This is a genomic window from Romboutsia sp. Marseille-P6047 (assembly GCF_900604535.1).
Lineage (GTDB): Bacteria > Bacillota > Clostridia > Peptostreptococcales > Peptostreptococcaceae > Romboutsia_E.
In genome coordinates, this window is sequence record NZ_UWOT01000006.1 from 34,795 (window position 1) to 55,313 (window position 20,519).

At 25.8% G+C, this 20,519-nt stretch carries 27 protein-coding genes; 9 read left to right on the top strand and 18 right to left on the bottom strand.

All coding sequences use genetic code 11. The features are described 5' to 3' along the window. Positions 1 to 205: 205 nt before the first annotated feature. From glpK to EIH23_RS07735, 3 genes are all read right to left on the bottom strand, one after another. Positions 206 to 1,735, bottom strand: coding sequence for a glycerol kinase GlpK (gene glpK / locus EIH23_RS07725; protein ID WP_122639656.1), 1,530 nt, complete (start codon positions 1,733 to 1,735; stop codon positions 206 to 208). 226 nt (positions 1,736 to 1,961) lie between these two features. Then, a complete protein-coding gene (locus tag EIH23_RS07730; RefSeq protein ID WP_122639658.1) occupies positions 1,962 to 2,513 on the bottom strand; it encodes a glycerol-3-phosphate responsive antiterminator in 552 nt (183 codons plus the stop codon). A gap of 122 nt (positions 2,514 to 2,635) precedes the next feature. Then, on the bottom strand, positions 2,636 to 2,863 hold the full coding sequence (locus EIH23_RS07735; protein ID WP_122639660.1) for a YgjV family protein: 228 nt from the start codon (positions 2,861 to 2,863) through the stop codon (positions 2,636 to 2,638). Positions 2,864 to 2,957: 94 nt separating this feature from the next. Here EIH23_RS07735 and EIH23_RS07740 point away from each other — a divergent pair, with 94 nt between their 5' ends. Both EIH23_RS07740 and EIH23_RS07745 read left to right on the top strand, forming a co-directional pair. Then, a complete protein-coding gene (locus tag EIH23_RS07740; protein WP_122639662.1) occupies positions 2,958 to 3,203 on the top strand; it encodes a small, acid-soluble spore protein, alpha/beta type in 246 nt (81 codons plus the stop codon). A 68-nt stretch (positions 3,204 to 3,271) separates the two neighbouring features. Further along, positions 3,272 to 3,823 carry a hypothetical protein gene (locus EIH23_RS07745; RefSeq protein ID WP_122639664.1) on the top strand — a complete coding sequence of 184 codons (552 nt, stop codon included), beginning with the start codon at positions 3,272 to 3,274 and terminating at the stop codon, positions 3,821 to 3,823. Positions 3,824 to 3,861: 38 nt separating this feature from the next. Here the strand turns inward: EIH23_RS07745 and EIH23_RS07750 are convergent, their stop codons facing one another. Further along, positions 3,862 to 4,455: a 3D domain-containing protein gene (locus EIH23_RS07750; RefSeq protein WP_207734771.1), complete on the bottom strand. Its 594-nt coding sequence runs from the start codon at positions 4,453 to 4,455 to the stop codon at positions 3,862 to 3,864. Between the two features lie 205 nt (positions 4,456 to 4,660). Then, positions 4,661 to 5,191 (bottom strand): hypothetical protein, encoded by a 531-nt coding sequence (locus EIH23_RS07755; protein WP_122639666.1) that lies wholly within the window; start codon positions 5,189 to 5,191, stop codon positions 4,661 to 4,663. 133 nt (positions 5,192 to 5,324) lie between these two features. Here EIH23_RS07755 and EIH23_RS07760 point away from each other — a divergent pair, with 133 nt between their 5' ends. The 3 genes from EIH23_RS07760 (at position 5,325) to EIH23_RS07770 (ending at position 7,811) form a co-directional block, all read left to right on the top strand. After that, positions 5,325 to 6,083 carry a DUF6873 family GME fold protein gene (locus EIH23_RS07760; protein ID WP_122639668.1) on the top strand — a complete coding sequence of 253 codons (759 nt, stop codon included), beginning with the start codon at positions 5,325 to 5,327 and terminating at the stop codon, positions 6,081 to 6,083. 76 nt (positions 6,084 to 6,159) lie between these two features. Beyond that, entirely contained in the window at positions 6,160 to 7,386 is a 1,227-nt protein-coding gene (locus EIH23_RS07765) for a deoxyguanosinetriphosphate triphosphohydrolase family protein (protein ID WP_122639669.1), read from the top strand. Between the two features lie 104 nt (positions 7,387 to 7,490). Continuing rightward, entirely contained in the window at positions 7,491 to 7,811 is a 321-nt protein-coding gene (locus EIH23_RS07770) for a (2Fe-2S)-binding protein (protein ID WP_122639671.1), read from the top strand. A 48-nt stretch (positions 7,812 to 7,859) separates the two neighbouring features. On the opposite strand, the gene EIH23_RS07775 is transcribed toward EIH23_RS07770, so the two are convergent. Further along, a complete protein-coding gene (locus EIH23_RS07775; RefSeq protein ID WP_122639673.1) occupies positions 7,860 to 8,726 on the bottom strand; it encodes an aldose 1-epimerase family protein in 867 nt (288 codons plus the stop codon). A gap of 122 nt (positions 8,727 to 8,848) precedes the next feature. Here EIH23_RS07775 and EIH23_RS07780 point away from each other — a divergent pair, with 122 nt between their 5' ends. From EIH23_RS07780 to tpx, 3 genes are all read left to right on the top strand, one after another. Continuing rightward, on the top strand, positions 8,849 to 9,148 hold the full coding sequence (locus EIH23_RS07780) for a DUF1540 domain-containing protein (RefSeq protein ID WP_164489015.1): 300 nt from the start codon (positions 8,849 to 8,851) through the stop codon (positions 9,146 to 9,148). Positions 9,149 to 9,247: 99 nt separating this feature from the next. After that, entirely contained in the window at positions 9,248 to 10,078 is an 831-nt protein-coding gene (locus tag EIH23_RS07785) for an FUSC family protein (RefSeq protein WP_122639677.1), read from the top strand. Positions 10,079 to 10,134: 56 nt separating this feature from the next. Continuing rightward, positions 10,135 to 10,620 carry a thiol peroxidase gene (tpx, locus tag EIH23_RS07790; protein WP_122639679.1) on the top strand — a complete coding sequence of 162 codons (486 nt, stop codon included), beginning with the start codon at positions 10,135 to 10,137 and terminating at the stop codon, positions 10,618 to 10,620. A gap of 46 nt (positions 10,621 to 10,666) precedes the next feature. Here tpx and bcp read toward each other — a convergent pair whose 3' ends face one another. The 4 genes from bcp to ilvA form a co-directional block, all read right to left on the bottom strand. After that, positions 10,667 to 11,122, bottom strand: coding sequence for a thioredoxin-dependent thiol peroxidase (gene bcp / locus EIH23_RS07795; protein WP_122639680.1), 456 nt, complete (start codon positions 11,120 to 11,122; stop codon positions 10,667 to 10,669). 110 nt (positions 11,123 to 11,232) lie between these two features. Further along, positions 11,233 to 12,270 carry a branched-chain amino acid aminotransferase gene (locus tag EIH23_RS07800; protein WP_122639681.1) on the bottom strand — a complete coding sequence of 346 codons (1,038 nt, stop codon included), beginning with the start codon at positions 12,268 to 12,270 and terminating at the stop codon, positions 11,233 to 11,235. A 167-nt stretch (positions 12,271 to 12,437) separates the two neighbouring features. Then, positions 12,438 to 12,626, bottom strand: coding sequence for a hypothetical protein (locus EIH23_RS07805; protein WP_122639683.1), 189 nt, complete (start codon positions 12,624 to 12,626; stop codon positions 12,438 to 12,440). A gap of 139 nt (positions 12,627 to 12,765) precedes the next feature. Continuing rightward, positions 12,766 to 13,968, bottom strand: a complete 1,203-nt coding sequence (gene ilvA / locus EIH23_RS07810; RefSeq protein ID WP_122639684.1) for a threonine ammonia-lyase — start codon at positions 13,966 to 13,968, stop codon at positions 12,766 to 12,768. A gap of 130 nt (positions 13,969 to 14,098) precedes the next feature. On the opposite strand from ilvA, the gene EIH23_RS07815 reads away from it, so the two are divergent. Further along, positions 14,099 to 15,304, top strand: coding sequence for an MFS transporter (locus tag EIH23_RS07815; RefSeq protein WP_122639685.1), 1,206 nt, complete (start codon positions 14,099 to 14,101; stop codon positions 15,302 to 15,304). Between the two features lie 263 nt (positions 15,305 to 15,567). Here EIH23_RS07815 and EIH23_RS16875 read toward each other — a convergent pair whose 3' ends face one another. The 8 genes from EIH23_RS16875 to EIH23_RS07845 form a co-directional block, all read right to left on the bottom strand. Beyond that, positions 15,568 to 15,756, bottom strand: coding sequence for a hypothetical protein (locus EIH23_RS16875; protein ID WP_330566196.1), 189 nt, complete (start codon positions 15,754 to 15,756; stop codon positions 15,568 to 15,570). Between the two features lie 71 nt (positions 15,757 to 15,827). Next, on the bottom strand, positions 15,828 to 16,112 hold the full coding sequence (locus EIH23_RS16880; RefSeq protein ID WP_330566197.1) for a sulfite exporter TauE/SafE family protein: 285 nt from the start codon (positions 16,110 to 16,112) through the stop codon (positions 15,828 to 15,830). Between the two features lie 256 nt (positions 16,113 to 16,368). Next, positions 16,369 to 16,695, bottom strand: coding sequence for a VanZ family protein (locus EIH23_RS17180; protein ID WP_122639687.1), 327 nt, complete (start codon positions 16,693 to 16,695; stop codon positions 16,369 to 16,371). A gap of 300 nt (positions 16,696 to 16,995) precedes the next feature. Beyond that, entirely contained in the window at positions 16,996 to 17,520 is a 525-nt protein-coding gene (locus EIH23_RS07830; protein WP_122639688.1) for a flavodoxin family protein, read from the bottom strand. A gap of 649 nt (positions 17,521 to 18,169) precedes the next feature. Further along, positions 18,170 to 18,460 (bottom strand): hypothetical protein, encoded by a 291-nt coding sequence (locus EIH23_RS07835; protein WP_122639690.1) that lies wholly within the window; start codon positions 18,458 to 18,460, stop codon positions 18,170 to 18,172. A 371-nt stretch (positions 18,461 to 18,831) separates the two neighbouring features. Beyond that, entirely contained in the window at positions 18,832 to 19,425 is a 594-nt protein-coding gene (gene rbr, locus EIH23_RS07840; RefSeq protein ID WP_122639692.1) for a rubrerythrin, read from the bottom strand. Between the two features lie 93 nt (positions 19,426 to 19,518). Continuing rightward, a complete protein-coding gene (locus EIH23_RS17185; RefSeq protein WP_442970289.1) occupies positions 19,519 to 19,872 on the bottom strand; it encodes a lysozyme inhibitor LprI family protein in 354 nt (117 codons plus the stop codon). A 5-nt stretch (positions 19,873 to 19,877) separates the two neighbouring features. After that, positions 19,878 to 20,489 (bottom strand): hypothetical protein, encoded by a 612-nt coding sequence (locus EIH23_RS07845; protein ID WP_122639694.1) that lies wholly within the window; start codon positions 20,487 to 20,489, stop codon positions 19,878 to 19,880. Positions 20,490 to 20,519 lie beyond the last annotated feature (30 nt).

Consider the following 20,519-nt stretch of genomic DNA (forward strand, 5'->3'; position numbering starts at 1 on the left):
GACTTATTCCTCTTTAATTTATAATTATTAAGTTTATTATCTGAATAAGTCAAACTAAAAAGCCTTTCTATAAATTTATAGAAAGGCTTTTATTATCTAGTCTGATATTAACCATTGTCAATAATTAAATAAAACGATTTCTTGGATCTCATTATTTATATAGACTATTTAATTAATTATCAGTAAATTTTAGAAATTTTAATTCTTAACACTCAGACTTTACTAATTCTTCATTATCCTCTCTTGCCCATTCAAGAGATCTTTTAACTGCTTTTTTCCATCCTTTATATAGTTTATTTCTTTTATCTTCATTCATACTTGGAGTAAATTCTCTATCCATTATCCAAGAATTTTTAATATCAGCCTTGCTTTCATAGAATCCTACAGCAAGACCAGCTAAGTATGCAGCTCCTAGAGCAGTAGTTTCAACTACTTTAGGTCTATTTATATTTGTATCTAATATATCAGATTGGAATTGCATTAAGAAGTCATTAGAACTTGCCCCTCCATCAACTTTAAGGCTTGATAATTTCAATCCTGAGTCTTCTTCCATAGCATGAAGAACATCTTTAACTTGGTATGCTATAGATTCTAAAGCAGCACGAACTAAGTGTTCTCTATTAGCCCCACGAGTAAGTCCCATTACACATCCTCTAGCATACATATCCCAGTGTGGTGCACCAAGACCTGTAAATGCAGGAACTATATATACACCATTTGTATCCTCAACACTTTCAGCATAGAATTGACTTTGTTTAGCATTATATAATATCTTTAATTCATCTCTTAGCCACTGAATAACTGCTCCTCCTACGAATATACTTCCTTCTAAAGCATACTCAACTTTTCCATCTACTCCCCATGCTATAGTTGTTACTAATCCATTTTTAGATTCAACAGGTTTTTCTCCTGTATTCATTAACATAAAGCATCCTGTTCCATAAGTGTTTTTAGCACTACCTTCTTCGAAACAAGTCTGACCGAATAATGCAGCTTGTTGATCTCCTGCACAACCTGCTATTGGTATCTTAGCTCCAGCTAGCATATTCTCATCAGTATACCCATATATATAGCTTGAAGGTTTAACTTCAGGCAACATACTCTTAGGTATATTTAATATTTCTAATATTTCATCGTCCCATTTTAATTCTTTTATATTATAAAGCATTGTTCTTGAAGCATTAGTATAATCAGTAACATGAACTTTACCTCTAGTTAAATTCCAAGTTAGCCATGTATCCACTGTACCAAATAATAACTCTCCATTATCAGCTTTTTCTCTTGCACCTTCAACATTATCAAGTATCCATTTTATTTTAGTTCCAGAGAAATAGGCATCTAGTATAAGACCTGTTTTCTCTTTTATCATATCTTTATACCCTTTAGCTTCTAATTCATCACATATTTCAGAAGTTCTTCTACATTGCCATACTATAGCATTATATATAGGTTTACCAGTATTTTTATCCCAGACTATTGTAGTTTCTCTTTGATTAGTTATACCAATAGCAGCTATTTCATTAGGAGATATATAGTTTGTTTCTAAAACTTCTCTCATTACCCCACTTTGAGATCCCCATATTTCCATTGGATTATGTTCTACCCAACCTGGATGTGGATATACTTGTGTAAATTCTTTTTGTGCTGTTGCTACTATATTTCCAGACTTATCAAATAGTATTGATCTTGAACTAGTTGTACCTTGGTCTAATGCCATTATGTATTTCTTACTCATATTTTTACCCCCATTTATTATATAATAATTATTCACTAATTTATTTAAAGATACTAGTTAATATTAAGCATAAATAAACACAAAAAGCCTATAGTAAAGACTATGGCTCTCTCATCTCTCGCCGTAATATTAACTTAATTAAATATTAATAGAAAACATTTTCCTTGTCAATCAAAAAGCTCGTTATATATATAACGAGCTTTTTTACTTTATTAATTAATTTTTTCTACCAAATTTCATATTTACTAGTTGATACTGCCATAGCTCCAGAAGATAAAACTTTTATTATTTCCTCTTTTTCATCAATAAGCCCACCACAAATTATAGGGATATTACTAAATTCCTTATTGATTCTTTTTATAACTTTAGGTATAATACCTGGCATAATTTCTATAGCTTGAGGCTTAACCTTTCTTAAGCTTTCAATAGCATTTTCAAGAGACATAGAATCTATAAAGAAAAATCTTTGAATAACATCTATGTTTAATTCAACAGCTCTTTTTACAATATTAGTTTTTGTAGTTATAATTCCATCTAGATTTGATTCTTTTTTTAGATAATCTATAATTATTGGATTAGAAGATATCCCAGTAATCATATCTATATGAACAAATACTTTTTTATTATTCTTATGTAATAAATCTATCTTATCTCTTAATGTAATTATATCTCCATTCAACAGAAATACTACCTCACAATCTGAATTTATTACTCTTTCAATACAGTCATCACTTTTTATAGCTCCAATTATAGGATTAACCTCTAATAGTTCTTTCATCTATACTTTACCCCCATGTTTAATTATCCAACGACTATATTATATCATTTTAATTGAAAAAACTAAGTAAAAGATAAAAATAAAGACATAAATTTATGTCTTTATTTTTATAATATATTATTTTATTTATTATTTTTGAGTTGATATAAGTTATAGAAATTTATTAATATTATTGCTAGATTAGATAAGGCTACTGGATACGCTTTTACAGATAAACCATATATAACAAAGCATATACATCCTAGTGTATTTATTATTCTTAATCGCATTATATCTGTCATTGTTAGTGATACAACGATTAAAATAGATGCTAGATATCCAACCCATTCTATAGGTGCTACATCGAACATAACAACTTCTCCTTTTTTTATTTATTATGCTTAATAAATTTCAGTTATATGTATAAACTATTGTTAAAATATAATCATAGGAGTGTATTTTATTATGAAAAATAAAATAAATAATTCAAATGCAAAAGTAGCTTTAAATATGATGAAGATGGAAGTAGCTAATGAACTTGGATATAGTTATGATGAATTAAATGATAAAGTAGAATGTAATAGTCCCCAAAATACATTAGAAGGTATCGCTAAAAATGTACTTGCAGGAGAACAGGTTGGTGGTAAAATGACTAAGAATTTAGTGGAAATGGCAGAAAAGTCTCTTTTAAATAACTATAGACCTAAGTAATTGTTGTTAAATCAAATAAATATTCCTATAATTTATAGTGTATATAAAATATAATGGGAGATAATTTTATGAGTAAAAATAAATATTTTTTTATGTATCAACCTAAATTTAATAAAAAAGGAATATTTATAAGAAACTTAATTTTTTTGATATTAGATATATTGATTATAAACATACTATATAAATTTTCTTACTTAAACTACGCTTTAAACTATATCTACATAAGATTATATTGTATAATGGGATTTTATATATTAAGAGTATTAAAATATTCATTTATATTTGTAAAGCATAGACTAGATGTTTTGATTGTAACAACTAATATAGATCTACAAGATGAATTGTATAATGAAAGTAACTTAATAAATGATATAATAAAAAATAACTTTAAAGAATTGTTTCTTGCTTTAGAATTTCTTACACTAAGCATAGTTTTAGTTTATACAAGTAGAATATATATGAATATATTCAATTATTTTAATTTTAAGTATAGTATTATAAGTCATATATTATTTATAAGTCTAGTAGTATTTATATATTGTAGAATGGAAGGTAAGTTTAAAGTAAGTGAAGATAAGCATAATATTTTAATGTTTTTAGTTTCAGGAAATAAAATATAAAAAATAAAGGTCTTACCAAATATGTAAGACCTTTATTTTTATGATATTATATATATTTCTATATTCCTGACACCCCATTGATTACAATTATCTTCTGTATACATAAATATATCTATTCTATTTCCTTTTATAGCACTACCTGTATCTTCTGCTATAAATATCATATCAAATTCTGGTATATAAACTTTAGTTCCATAAGGTATAACATTTGGATCAACTGCTATAGTTCCCCATTTTGGAGTAGTTCCTGTTGAAGTTATAGTGTCTCCAGCATATGCTGTAGCTTTTACAGTTATTGATGAATAATTTTCTATATCTGACACTTCAATATCTTTAGTATCTTTAGTAACATATTTAGAGTATATATATCCAGTTTGGTTATTATGAATTACCTTTGTCCAATTTCCTTCACTTGAAATTATTTGAAGTTCTTCATTTTTATCTAATGTATAGTATATATTAGCATCTAAACTAGCTCCATCTCTAAAGTTTACTGTGTATGCATTTATATGTCCTATTATTGTATTTTCTATGTTTATTGATGAGTTTTCTGCAGCATATGATTTAGATAATCCACACGGGGTAAGTAATAAAGTCATAGCAGCTGCCGTCATAAGTAGCATTCTTTTCATAAATTGCCTCCTAGATGAAAAATTTATTTTGTCAAATTACAATTTTGTTACTTCTTGTTTTGTATTATACACTACCCCTTGCCCTTTTTATATAGCTTTTAGGAAATTACTTATAATTGCCTTCGTTCTCATTTTTTGTATAACTTCAAAAAGTAAAAAAAGACTATCTCATTTAATGTTATATTTTACTGAGATAGTCTTTTTTTTACATAAATCTATTTATGAAGTTTTTTATAGTTTCATCTAAATCTCCACAATCATCTACTTCTATTATTCTCGGTGTAGACATTTCTCCACCGTGTTCAAAGTTAACAACACTTATAATAAGGTCATCTTCTTCAATATCAAATAGTAATCCTATTAAGTGATCTAAATCTAAATTAAGATCTCCGATATCTTTTACTACATCTTCTTCATATACATCATCAATGTAATGCTTTAATCCTTGTGTCTTACCATCTATAAATTCAACTGATTCTTGATTTTCAGTAGTTTTACCTATTACAAAATGAAGTGCATACTGCTCACTTAATAATAACTCTTCATAATCATTTGCATCACTTAATTCTTCATAATCTTCATCAAAAGTAACTACATCCATATAATCCTTATCTATTAAACATATTCTAGATACATAGTTAGGATATTCAGAAAGTAATTCATCATAGTTATCTTTATAATAATTTATAAAATTAGTTAATTTAAATTCATTAGGGTGTAATCTTATTGGTTCCATATATAATTCCTTCCATTGTCTATTTTTATGTCTTTAGGAAATTATAATATATCATAAATTAAATATAATTTATAGTTTTAATTAAATATAATTTATAATAATATATGTAATAACAAAATTAAGGAGATTAAATATGAAATTTGTAAAAAAATCATTTATTCTTGAAGACAATTTATTATTAGGTATAGTAGATAAAAGAATTCCAATGAATATGGAAAATAAATTAAAAGAAATGAATATAAATATAATAAAAACACCTTCATGTGAAGAAACATATAATGCTATAAAGCATCATCCTGATATAACTGTATGTAAGTTAAACGATAATAATATAGTAGTAGCACCTAACGTATATGATTTTTATAATAAGGAACTAAAAAAATATGGCTTTAATGTAATAAAAGGAAACTCAATTATAAGCAATAAATATCCTAACAATATTCAATATAATGTAGCTATATTAGGGAATATTGCTATACATAATTTTAATTATACAGATAGTAAAATATTACAATATTTAGATGATAATAATTTTATTAAAATAAATGTTAATCAAGGATATTGTAAATGCTCTATATGTATAGTTGATGATAATTCTATAATAACTTCAGATGAAGGTATATATAATTCTGTAAGAAAATATAATATAGATTGTTTATTAATAGAAAAAGGACATATCCAATTATTTGATTTAAATTACGGATTTATAGGAGGATGTAGTGGATTAATATCTAAAGATATAATAGCATTCTTTGGTAATATAAAAAATCATCCTGACTATGATAAAATTTTAGAATTTGTAAGCAGTAAAAGTAAAAACATACTTTCATTAAGTAATGAGGATTTATTAGATTTAGGTTCACTTATACCTTTATGTGTAATTAATACATAAATATTACTACAATAAAAATAAAATTATAACTGCTGATATAATTTTATTGAATAATACTTTATTTAGGGGAGCTTTTATGGGGAAAAGAAAATTTGAAAATGTAGCTATTCAAGAAAATAATGATAAATACAGTGCTTGTATATTTAGAGATGACCTAATATACAAGCGTAATAATGATATTAGAAGTGAATTTAATAGAGATTATAACAGAATACTTCACTCTAATTCTTATAGAAGACTTAAGCATAAGACCCAGGTATTTTTTGCCACTAATAACGATCATATCTGTACTAGAATGGAGCATGTTGGACATGTGTCATCTGTTAGTTATTCTATTGCAAACTATCTTGGATTAAATACAGAACTTACAATGGCTATATCTATTGGTCATGATATAGGTCACCCACCTTTTGGTCATGATGGTGAAAGAGTTTTAAGTAACTTTACTAGTAAGAAGCTTAATTACAAATTTTGGCATGAAAAAAATAGTTTGCGTTTTGCTGATGTAATCGAAACTTTGCCCACTCAAATTGATGAAGAAATAAATTTAGATTTAACCTATGCAGTTAGGGATGGTATTATATGTCATTGTGGTGAGGTAAAATCAAAGCCTTTATTTCCAAGAGAAAATAAAATAGATTTAAACTTAATATCTAAACCTGGACAAGTTTCTCCATATACTTGGGAAGGTTGCGTTGTTAAAATATCTGATAAAATATCTTATTTAGGAAGAGATATTGAGGACGCTCTTAGACTTAAAATATTAACTCAAAATCAAATAAAAGAATTAAATAGCATAACTGAGAAGTTTAATATACCTGATTTTAATAAAATAAATAATACTGTTATAGTACATAATTTAGTAACAAATTTATGTGAAAATAGTAGTATTAAAGATGGAATCACTTTATCAAATGATTATTTTGAATTTATGGATAGTATAAAAGCTTTTTGCTATAAAAATATATATTATCACAGTAGGCTTAGCAATTTTCAAAAATATGTTGAGTTAGTTATAAATACAATTTTAGAAACTATAGATTCTATGTATGATGGTATAAATACATTAAAAAAGCTAGATGAACACTGTGATATATATCCTAATTTATGTGATAGTTTTTCTAAGTGGCTTATAAAATATAGTACTAATTATAAAGATAATCAAAGAGGTAAAAAATATAATAATAAAAAAATATACAATTTAGAAAATAAAGATGATTACTATCAGTCTATAGTTGATTATGTTTCATCTATGACAGATGCCTTTGCTATAAAAATATTTAATGAAATACTACAATTCTAATTTGTCAAAAAATGTTTTAAAAAGCATTGATTGGGAATAAATTATAATGTAATATTATAATCATAATATTACATTATAATTTATATATAAGGGAGAAGTTAGATATGGCTGCAGATAAAATAATATGTCACTGTAAAAAAGTTAGTTATTTAGATATTAGAATGGCAATGGTTAAGGGTGCTCGTACTCTTGATGAAATTAAAGAAGCAACTGGTGCTGCTACAGGATGTGGTAGATGTGCAGATGAAATAGAAAAGATATTAGCATCTGTATGTGGATGTAAAGGAGTTTCATTAGAATCAGTTGTTGATGCTGTTAAAAATGGAGCTAATACTACAGATGAGGTTGCAGATATAACAGGAGCTGGTTCATGCTGTGGAAGATGTAAAGTACTTGTTGAAAATGTAATAGAATTAAAGAGATAAAATAAAAGACACCTACTACTTATATTGCAGTAGGTGTCTTTTATTTTATTAGAAAATATTTATTTTATAAGAAGTATTAAGTATTTTATTAACTTCTAATTTATTTATGAATGCTTTTTTATTAAATTGGTAGTCAGTATTAATATTATCAGCTAAACCATACCAAGGTTCTATACAAATAAATGGAGCAATACTACCATCATTAAAAGGACTCCATATACCTACTAATGGAAATTCTTTAAGTTCCACATTTAAGCACTCTTTATTTTCCTTATTAAAAATAGAGACTTTATCTATGTTAGTATAAATTAAAGCATCGTTTTTAAATAGATTTGGATTTAAATTTATAATGTCTATATTATCTATATTTTTTATAGTTTCATAATATGGACCATTTAGAGTAATATTTTCTACTCCATCTCTACATATTAATTTTAGATAATAGTCTTCAATAGCTTCATTATCACTCATAGGAATATTAAATGCAGGATGTGCACCTATTGAGAAGTATATATCTTTAGTGTCACTATTATTAACTGTCCACTCTACTTCTATAGTAGAATCAATTAAGGTATATTTAATTGTTAATTCAAATGAATAAGGATACATAGATTTGGTTTCATTACTTGAAATTAACTGATATGATATAGAATTTTCACTTTCTTCAATTATTTTAAAGTTCATATCTCTTGCAAACCCATGCTGATTCATATAATATATATTATCCTCAATAATTGTCTTATTATCCTTTAATCTTCCTACTATAGGAAATAATATTGGTGAGCGTCTTCCCCAATATGTATTATCACCACACCATAATATATCCCTTTTACTTTTTTTAGAATATATTCTAGTAATTTCTGCACCAGAACAGTTAGATTCTACTATTAAATTTTTGTTTTGCAATATATTCATATATTCCCTCCTATAAAATATGTATATATCTATATAGTAATATATATATACATATTTTATAGTATAATTGGAAAATTTTTTAGAAATAATAAAGTATAGATTAATTTATGGAGGTAAATATTATGACTTTAAATTGTTCAGTACATAATTGTGTTTATAATACATCAGGAACTTGTTATGCAGGCAGCATAGAAATATTAGGAAGTGATGCAACATCTACAAAAAATACTACTTGTGCTACTTTTACACCTGAGGATTCTAATAGAAGTTTTAGCAATAATACTAGTAATACTTTTACTACATCTAGTGATATAAAATGTAAAGCAAAAAAATGTACTTATAATAGTGATTATATTTGTACAGCTACTAGTGTTCATATTAATTTAAATAATGCATGTTGCGATACTTTTATATGTAAATAAATAAAGACCTATCTCTAAATTAAAGAGATAGGTCTTTATTTAATGAGCTACTTTTACTGTAATTAAAGCATATATTATCAAATTTTAGAGAGGCCTTTTATGAAAAAGATTGGATTAAGGACTATTAAAACTGGAATAGCAGTATTTCTGGCTACATTAGCAGGAAAGTATGGAATTATAGAAACACCAGTGTACACTGTTTCCGTATGTATATTTTCTATAAAGAATACAATGAAAAGTTCTGTTTCAGAAGCATACTCTAGAATTATCGGAACTTTATTAGGTGGTTTAGTCGGATATGCATTTGCTTTATTCATAAAAAGCAACATTATTAGTTCTTCACTTGGAGTTATTTTTATAATACATCTTTGTACATTAATTGGGATTTCAGATTCAGCAGGAATAGCTTCAGTTACTTTTGCTGCAATTATTATAGGTATTGGTAAAAGTAATCCACTGCACTATTCTATAATGCGTACATTTGATACTATGGTAGGTATTTTAATTGCGTTGTTAGTTAATTATGGTATAAGCCGTAAAAAATATTTAAAGTATTTATTTAATTCGTTCAATTTAACGCATGATGATTGTATTTCTTTAGTTTACACTATGTTAGAAAAAAAAGATTTTTCATCATACTCTAAATACAAAAATGAGTTTTATAACCTAGAAAATTACTATACTCAACTTATAGATGAAGTAACTTACTCAAATGGAGATATCGATTTAAAACAAATTCACTTATATTTTTATATTTGTGAGCAAATACTTCATCATACTCATGGATTATATTTATTAGAAAAAAATCCATCTAAAGAAAATACTACTTGTTACAACTCTATTTTTAATTATCATATAAATAGTATTTCATTTTTATTATCTTGTGCTTCTAATAAGAATTTTAACTTTGATAATATATTTAAGAAATAAAAAATATATAAAATAGGAATAATAGTATGGTATTAAATAATAGGAGGTATAAATACATGAAGGTTACATTTCAAGGTTCACCACTAACATTACATGGTACACAAGTTAAGGTAGGAGATACTGCTCCTGACTTTACAGTTACTGATAATGATTTAAATGATTTTAAATTAAATGATACAAAAGGTAAAAAAGTTTTTTTAACAGTTCCATCATTAGATACTCCAGTATGTGATACTGAGGTTAGAAAGTTTAACACTGAAGCAAGCAAGCTTAATAATGTAACTATATACACTATATCTATGGACTTACCATTTGCTCAAGGTAGATGGTGCGGTGGTGCTGGTATTGATAAAGTGAAAACTTTATCTGATTATAAATATAGAGATTTTGGTAAAAAATATGGCGTTTACATAAATGAATTAGGTCTTTTATCTAGAGCCGTATTTGTTGTAGACGAAAATAATAAAATAACTTATATAGAATATTTAAATGAAATAACTGAAGAACCTAATTATGATAAAGCATTAGAATCTTTAAAATAAAAAAATGTAGTTACTTATTTTTATATAAGTAACTACATTTTTTACATTATCTTAGATATTCAAGTATTTCACTTACATTTTTATCTGTTTTAACCTTATCATAAACTTTTTCTATAATTCCGTTTTCATCAATTATATATGTTGTTCTTACTACTCCCATACTTACTTTTCCATATAGTTTTTTTTCTTTCCATACATCATATTCTTTTATAGCTTCAAGTTCTGGATCTGATAATAAAATAAATGGTAACTCATGCTTAGTTGCAAACTTTTCATGAGATTTTATACTGTCTTTACTAATACCTATTACTACTACATCCTTATTTTTAAATTCATCATAATTATCTCTAAATGAACAAGCTTGCTTAGTACATCCTGGAGTATTATCTCTTGGATAAAAATATAGTACTACTTTTTTATTTTTAAAATCTGATAAACTTATTAAGTTTCCTTCTTTATCTTGTAGTTTAAAATCTGGTGCTTTTATTCCCGCTTCTAACATAAAATTTTCTCCTATATTAATATTATTATTACATATTATACCAAATAATTTAATATTTAAAACAAAAAAGATGCTAAAATATTTTAGCATCTTTTAGTTTAATAAATTTATTACTTAGCACATTGTTTTTGTAATTTTACTATCCATCCTTCTGGTGCTTCAATATCTCCAAATTGTATTCCATATAAAGTATTATATAATTTAGTAATCTTTGGTCCGGCCTCTTCTTCACTATGGAATATACGCTTTTTACCATTATAAGTTATACTTCCTATTGGTGTTATAACAGCTGCCGTTCCACAAGCTCCAACCTCTTCAAACATATCTATATCATCTATTTTTATTTCACCTTCTATAGCTTCCATTCCTAAATAATCTCTAGCTACTGTAAGTAATGAATTTCTAGTTATACTTGGTAGAATTGATGGTGAATCTGGCGTTATAAATTTATTATCTTTAGTTATACCAAAGAAGTTAGATGTTCCAGCTTCTTCAATAGTTGTGTGAGTTTCTGGATCTAGATATATGCAATCTGCGAATCCATCATTTACAGCTATTTGATGAGGTAGCATTCCACAAGCATAATTTCCTCCTACTTTTACTCCACCAGTTCCATAAGGCGCTGCTCTATCAAATTTAGCAGTAGTCATTTTTACCGGATTAAATCCACCCTTAAAATAAGGACCTACAGGTATACCAAATACACAGAATATGTATTCTGGCGCTGGTCCTGCTCCTATATTATCACCTGTACCTATAACAAATGGTCTTAAATAAAACGTTGCTCCAGTCCCATAAGGTGGAACATATTTCTCATTAGCTTCTACAACTTTAAGACATGCATCTATAAACTTATCTATAGGAACTTCCGGCATTAATATTCTTTTACAGCTATTTTGTAGTCTTTTAGCATTCATATCTGGTCTAAATAACTGTATATTTCCAGATTTAGTTGTATATGCTTTTAGTCCTTCAAAACATTGTTGTCCATAGTGAAGAGATGTAGCACTTACACTTATAGATATTTTATCATCATCTTGAAGTGATCCTTCATCCCATTTACCATCTTTCCAATAAGATACATATATTTTATCTACTTTTTGGTAATTAAAACCTAGTTCACCCCAATTTATATTTGCTTTTTCCATCTTTATTCCCTCTTTCCAAACTTTATTGTACTTTTAATATATAATAACATAGTTTCAAAGTATGTTATTATTATTTTAATTTCTGTATTTTTTATAAATATTATTTATATTGTAAACATGATAAAAAGTAATAAAAAAGAATTCTCTAAAAGGAGAATCCTTTTTTATTACTTTTTATCTAATTTACTTATTAATTTATCTAGTATTTTTTTCTCTGTAGCATGTGTTTTGTTCTCTTCTTCAGTTATAGATGTATTTATAAGTCTATAGTATTTATCTTCTGATTCTTTACTATATTTATGTACTATTTCCTTTAATAAAGTCATTTCATCATGGTCTAGTTTTAAGTTTTTCATTTTACTATCCCTCCTTATTTATTGTTACTTATTTATTATTCTTTTTTAATTCTTTTATTAAATATAAAAAGAGCAATACATAAAAATTATGATTGCTCTTAATACTATATTCAATAACCTAAATTTATATTATTGAAATTTACATTATTTCAAATCCAGCATCTTTTATAGCTTTTTTTATTTTAGCTATATGTTCATGATTAAATGTTTCTATTGTCATTTTAGCATTTAACTTACCTATATCTCCTGTTGAAGATAAATTTGCTGTAATTATATTACCATCAAGGGCACTTATTATTTTACTTAGCTCTGCTAATCCACCAGGTCTATCTTGTATAGCAGTTTCAAATGAATATCTTCTACCACTTTTAGTAAGTCCAATAGAAATTATCTTTTGAAGAGTATTAACATCTATATTACCACCAGATATTATACATACTACATTTTCATTTTCTTTAGGTTTATACTTACCACTCAGTATTGCAGCAGTTGTTACAGCTCCAGATCCTTCTGCAATTACCTTTTGATTTTCCATTAAAAATAATAGTGCTTGTGATATTTCATCTTCTTCTACTAATATAACTTCGTCTACTAAATCTTTTGCTATTTCAAAAGTAATATCTCCTACAGTCTTAACTGATATACCATCTGCAATTGATGTTGATTTGAAAGCAGTAGTTACTTTTCCATGTTTTATGGATTCATGCATAGAAGGTATATTTGCTGTTTGTACCCCTATTATTTTAACATTAGGATTAAGAGCTTTACTAGCTATAGCTACTCCTGAAATAAGACCGCCACCTCCAATTGGACATATTATAGTATCAACTTTATAATCCAATTGTTCAAATATTTCAAGTCCTATGGTACCTTGACCAGCTATGACATATTTATCATTAAATGGATGTAAAAATGTTGCTCCAGTTTCTTTTTGTATTTCAACAGCCTTTGCATAAGCATCATCATATACTAATCCATCTAAAACAACTTTTGCTCCGTATCCTTTAGTTGCTGTTACTTTTGCAAGTGGCGCAGTTGATGGCATTACTATTGTTGCATCAATCCCATTCATTGTTGCACCTAATGCTACACCTTGAGCATGGTTTCCAGCGCTTGATGCTATAACTCCATTGGCTTTTTCTTCTTCTGTTAAATTAGCTATTTTATTACAGGCACCTCTTAATTTAAATGAACCAGTTTTTTGTAAATTTTCGCATTTATAATAAATATTAGCATTTGTCATATTGCTTAGTTTTACACTTTCTAGTATATCAGTCTTTTTTACAATACCTTGTATAACTTTTTTTGCATCTTGTATATCTTTTAGTGTGATATTTGTCATGTTCTCACTCCTATTGCTTATTTTTTACACAAATATATATTTTCCAATAATCAAATTTTATATTTTACATTTTTTATTAAGCTTGGGGAATTATAAATATACATAAGTTATTTTTGAAAGGAAGAATTCTATGACTAATAATAATAGTAATTATAAATATGTAATTGAAGTATCAGGATTTATATTAATGGCGACTACTTTTAGTATAATCAATAGTGTAAGTACTATACTTATAGCTCCAGTTACACATGCTCGAGGATTTACTATAAGTGAATACTCTTTTTTATTTACAATTAATGCCATAACAATTTCTATATGTTCACCAGTAATTGGTACTTTACTAAATAAAGTTAATATAAAAATTATAATGACTCTATCTTCTCTATTAGCAGGAGGTGGATATATATTATACGGTTTTGCCAATAGTATATTTAACTTTTATCTTATTGGGATAATTGTTTCTATAGGAGTATGTGGATTAACAACAATACCAATTTCTACAATGATATCTGATTGGTTTGAACCTCATAAAAAAGGTTCTATAATGGGTATAGTTTTTGCTGGAATTGGTACAGGTACATTTTTTTGGATGCAATTTGTATCTAGAATATTAGAAAATTATAATTATAGATTAGTTTACCTATTATTAGGATCAGTCGTTTTAGTAGTATCTCTTATAATTAGTTTATTTATAGCAAGAAGACCTTCTCATGCTTATATAAAGGCTAAAGAATTAGGAAATGATTATGATGATAATTTAAATAATAAAAATTTAAATTTTAAAGAGATATCTCAAACTCCAAGTTTTTGGTCTTTTACAATAGGACTTTTTTTAATGGGAATAAGTTTTGCTGGAATTAAGCAACATATACAATCTTACTTATCTATTTTAGGTTATCCACTTAATTTCAATGCTAATATAGGTTCAATTTTAGCAGTAGTTGGACTTATTGCAAATATAATTGGAGGAATATTATTTGATAAATTTAAAACTAGAAAAGTATTAACTGGTCTTGGTATCATAACTATTATAAGTATAATATTTTTACTTATTGCTAATAAACCTATATTTGCTTATTTGTTTGCAATATTCTATGGAATGACTATGTGTATATCTTCTATTTGGCCAGCATTTGGTGTGAGTAAAATTTTTTCTGATGATAACTACTCTGTTATATTCGGTATAGCTAATATGTTTATGACAATAGGTGCTTCTATTGGACCATTTTTATCTGGATTAATAGCAGATACATCTTATGGATATAAAACTGCTTGGTTAATATATCTAGTAATAACAGTTACTTATTATTCATTATTTATTAAAACGACAAAATAGCCTTGTAAAAATATACAAGGCTATTTTTTATCCAAAGAATTTTATTCCTAACATTAATATACCTAATACTACTAAAACTATTCCCGTTACACTATTAAGTTTTTCTTGAGTAGCTTTATTAGCAAACTTAGATGTTACCCATACACCAAGTAAAGTAGCTATTACACAAGTTATAAGAGCTATACTATCACCTAATCCTCAAATAACCATATGGCTAGCGGCTCCTGTAAATGCAGTAAACGACATTATGAACACACTTGTGCCTACAGCTGTTTTAAATTAGACCCTAAGATACTAGTTAAGATGATTAACATCATCATTCCTCCATCAGCACCTATAAATCCACAAATAAATCCTACTATACATCCTGATATTGCTGATTTTATATATTTTTTATTTTTAATATCCACTTTTATACTAACATTTTCTGATGATATAGATAATTTCTTCAACTATGTCTGCTTTTATAACTGGTTTAACTATAAATTTTATACCTAAAAGTAATGTCATATATATAGAAAAATTACCTAATGTTTTTTTGAGGGACTAGTGAGGCTAGGTAACTACCTATTGCTGTAAATATTAGTGTAGTTACAAGCATAACTATGCCATTTTTTATATCTATATTTTTATTCTTATAATAAGTATATGCTGATACGGCTGATGCTAGCACATCACTAACTAATGCTATTCCTATTGCTTCATATGCATTAAATCCTAAAATTGTAGTAATCATTGGTGTTATTATAACAGCTGCAGAAAGTCTTGCAAGTCCTGCTATAGTATATATTAACAATGAAAATAACATATTTATATTTCTCCTTCTTTTATAAAATTACTACTCATTTCTATAAAACTTTAGTGAAAATTTTAAGTTCTTCTTCTCCAATGCCTTCAGTTAAGTTTTTTATTATCTGTGCCATCTCAATAATATAATCTTGCATATACCCTCCTTTAAAATAGTTAACTTGTTAACCATTTTGTTTATATTTAGGTATTTAATTATATCTAAGCATTAATAATAGGTTTTTTTTCATTTATATATACTCTCTCTATTATATTCTTTATTTTTCCTTATATAAAATATTAAAAGCAAACCAACCTATAGATCCACCTAGTATATTTAGTATTAAATCTTCTGGATAAAAGATTTTTAAATTTGATATATACAAAATATTAATAACTAACTTACTTAGTTCTATTGTGAATGATATTAGAAAAGATGTTGAAATAGACTTTTTTAAACTTCTTCTATTTTCATACTTTATACATAAATATATGATAAATGGTGATAAATTAATATATTTACTCCAGTATGTATATGTGAAATAGTAATTCTTACAAGTATAAATATATATATTGTAAATATACTTGTCAAAACTTCTTCCCATATTCTAATTCTAATCTTATTTTTACTTTTATTCATTAATATTATAATTCTTGTAATTATCCAAATTAATAAACATAAAGCTAATAAACCCTTCAATCTAAATAAATGCATATTTGACTTCTCCCTAAATGACAATTCTCCCTCTTTAATATTGTTACTTATTATTTTATTCATAACTCATTACAATTTTATCATAACATCGGTGCGAAAATTGTCTAAACATAGGATTAAATCAACTTTTAATAATTAATTTAAATAAATATACGTTTACTATATAAATTATACACTCATTCCAAATTCTTCAGCTATTTTTTAAACCTTCAGTATTTTTTATATCACCTTTTTCATTTAATCCCTTAAAATATAGCTTTCCTATATCCATCCAATTTAAATAATCAACTATTAAATCATATGAGTCCAATATACCATCAAAAGCACTATCATTAATGTCTTCTCCACATACTAATATTGCGCATTCTTTCCCTTTTAAACTTCTTTTCCCTATAGAAAATGGATAAAACTTATCTATTAACATTTTAAGTTGTGATGGAAATGAAAACCAATAAAGTGGAGTTGAAAATACTACTATATCTGCATCTTCTATTAATGGTGCTATTTTATTAAAATCATCATCCATACAAAATGCTTTTTTATTTTGAAAACATTGTCTACATGATTGACATGGTTTTATATTAAGAAAAGCTGCTTGCTCTTTTTTTACAATATGACCAACTTTTCTAGCACCTGATATAAATGCATCTGCAACTAGATCACTATTGCCCTTTTTCCTTGGGCTACCTGTAATGACAAGTATATTCTTCCACATATAAAAATCCTCACTTATTTAACTTAACTTTGTATGTAATAATATATTCTTATAAAAACTTTTATATTACACTACTTCTTACTATATTTCGCTTAAGAACAAGTTCATTTTTTATTAGGTTAAAAATTACTTTCATTTGGTAAAATACTTATATGTCAAAACATAAGGAGAATAATTATGATTATAAATATAACTGATCCAGCCAAGTCTAATCTAGATGATATGTTTAATAATTATAATCTTATAGAAAAATATTTTATGGTTTATATTCAACAAATTAGTTCATGATATGGACCTATATTTTATGTATCTCTGGATGAGCCTACTGGTAATGATACTGTATTTAAAGTTGATGATTATAATGTCATTTTAAATACAGACTTAGCAAATAATATAGAAGTAATTAATATTTTTTATTCTGGTGGATTATTTAGAGTAAGTACAGACCTTGTTTGGAATGAAGAGTATTACTATGCACCTTGGTCTAAACCATGGTGATTATTTATAATTGATTATTGAATTTTAATTTTTATAATTAGTTTTTTATTTTATGTTTTATCCATATTCCTACTAGGAATATGGATAAAACATAAAAAGTTGTACATATATTGATAAGTTAATAAATATTTATACAACTTTTTATACTTTGCTATATTATTTTAATTGAAATATTTTTTGCATAATGTTCATTTATATATTTAATAGACTTAAATTCATTTTCATTAATTATCATTTCATAACAATACATGAATAAATTATTTATAGAAGAAGAGCTTTTCTTTTTTTGAGACTCACTAAAAAATAGATGCTTTATTGATTTCCACTTATCATCAAATATAATCTCTTTACCTCCATCTATTTTATTCATATCACATTTTTTTAGATAATTAGTCGGTATATCAAGAACTAAAAATTCATTAATTTTATTAGCATTAAACAAGTGTTCACAATTTGGAGGAAGAAAAAATATAGATTCATTTCCTATACTTAAGAATTTTTAGTTAGTTTCTATATTAATATTTCCGTTAATAGGTAAAATCAACTGTCCATATGGATGAGTGTGCACTTTGTTATTATCTTGATATATTCTACGTTCACATATTATACTATTCAAAAGTAAATTTCACTCCATATGTTATATTTATTTATAAAGTATATAATATTATACTTTATCTTACAAACTCATTAAATGAAAATTGATATAAAAAAGAACTAAGTATTCTAACTACCTAGTTCTTTTTTATATCAATCTCAAGTTAAATATTTAAAATAGTTATAAATTTATGTATTTTATTTCAAAGTCACTATTTTCTAGTTTTCAAAAGGTGATTTTGAATATAATATAAAATATCCTTGTGGATGTTGACATACAGGACATGATTTAGGTGCTTCTTTACTAGTATGAATATGACCACAATTTAAACAAATCCATTGCTCTTCTTTATCACTTTTAAATAATGTTCCACTTTCAATCTTTTGGGCAAAATCCCCAAACCTATCTCCATGAGTTTTTTCAATTTGAGATATTTGCTCAAAGCTATTAGCAACAGCTATAAAACCTTCTTCTCTAGCTGTATTTGCGAAGTTTTTATAAATCTCTTCATATTCTTGATATTCATCATGTTGAGCAGCTCTTAGTGTCTGAACTATATTATCAAAAACCTCTACAGGATACCCTCCATCTATGTGTATAGTTCCTCCAGAAAGTTCCTTAAGATGGTTAAAAAATACTTTTGCATGTGCCCTTTCTTGATCTGCAGTATATAAAAATGCCTGCTCTATTAAAGTTAATTTATCTTGTTTAGCTTGTGATGCTCCAAAAGTGTATCTATTTCTAGCTTGACTTTCTCCTGCAAAAGCTCTCATTAAATTAACTTTTGTAATGCTATCTTTTAATAAGTTCATTTTATTTCCTCCTATTTATGGTAAATTCTTTTATTATTATCTCCTATAACCCTTTGAATTTATTCATTTTTAAATAAAAGGAAGTATACTATATTATTCTATACATTCAATTAATTCATAACATCGTTCTTTTGTTAAACTACATAACATTTCATTAACTTCTATATAACTTAAATTATCTTCTAAATCACTATGTTCTATATTTAACTTTTCTTCTTTTTCACTAATCCATTTTATTTTTTCATCTTTTAAAATTTTTATTTTTTCACTAGGTAAATATATTTCTAAATCATTATATATTTCATTTAAAACTAAGTCATATTTTTGATATAATGAATATAATATATCTCCATACTCTTTACTACTTAGCCCACTGTTAAATTTTTCTAAAGCACTTTCTTCTTCATTACTTATTATATAAATTCTATTTAAATATTCTTCTTTTATATATTCTAGATTATTTCTTTTTTACATTCCTCTATATATTCTTCTATAGGAATTAAAATATCAAAATTATCTTCATTTGAATAATATACTTCTTTTGTTATACTATCTATACAAAATCTAAAATCTATATCTTCATCTGAATTAATTATATATACACAATAATATTTTGATCCATTTAATTCTATAATACTATTAAGTCCAGATTCATCCGTTCCTATATTAAAATAGGTAGTATCCATTATATTACTTAACTTTTGTTTACAAATTTCTAACGCTTCTTCTTGTGATATATGTGTATCTTTAATTTGTTCAATTCTTTGTGTGCTTACTAAATTAGTTATATGTTGAGAATTTTTTTGATTTTGTTCTTCTTGGCTACTCTCTTCTATAAATTGACTCTTTTGACTATTACTAATATTATCTTCTGATGTTTTCATATATTCTATAATTTTTAATATAGTAAATGTCATACTTAATATTGTAATTATAAGTATTATTATTATAGCTTTTAACATATACTCATTTTTATTTATCATTGTATAATTTATATCTTGTCCGCAATTATTACAGTATTTAGCATCTTCATCTAATCTATTTTTACAAGTTGTGCATCTCATATTTTATTTATCCCCCCTTTTATAAATTAT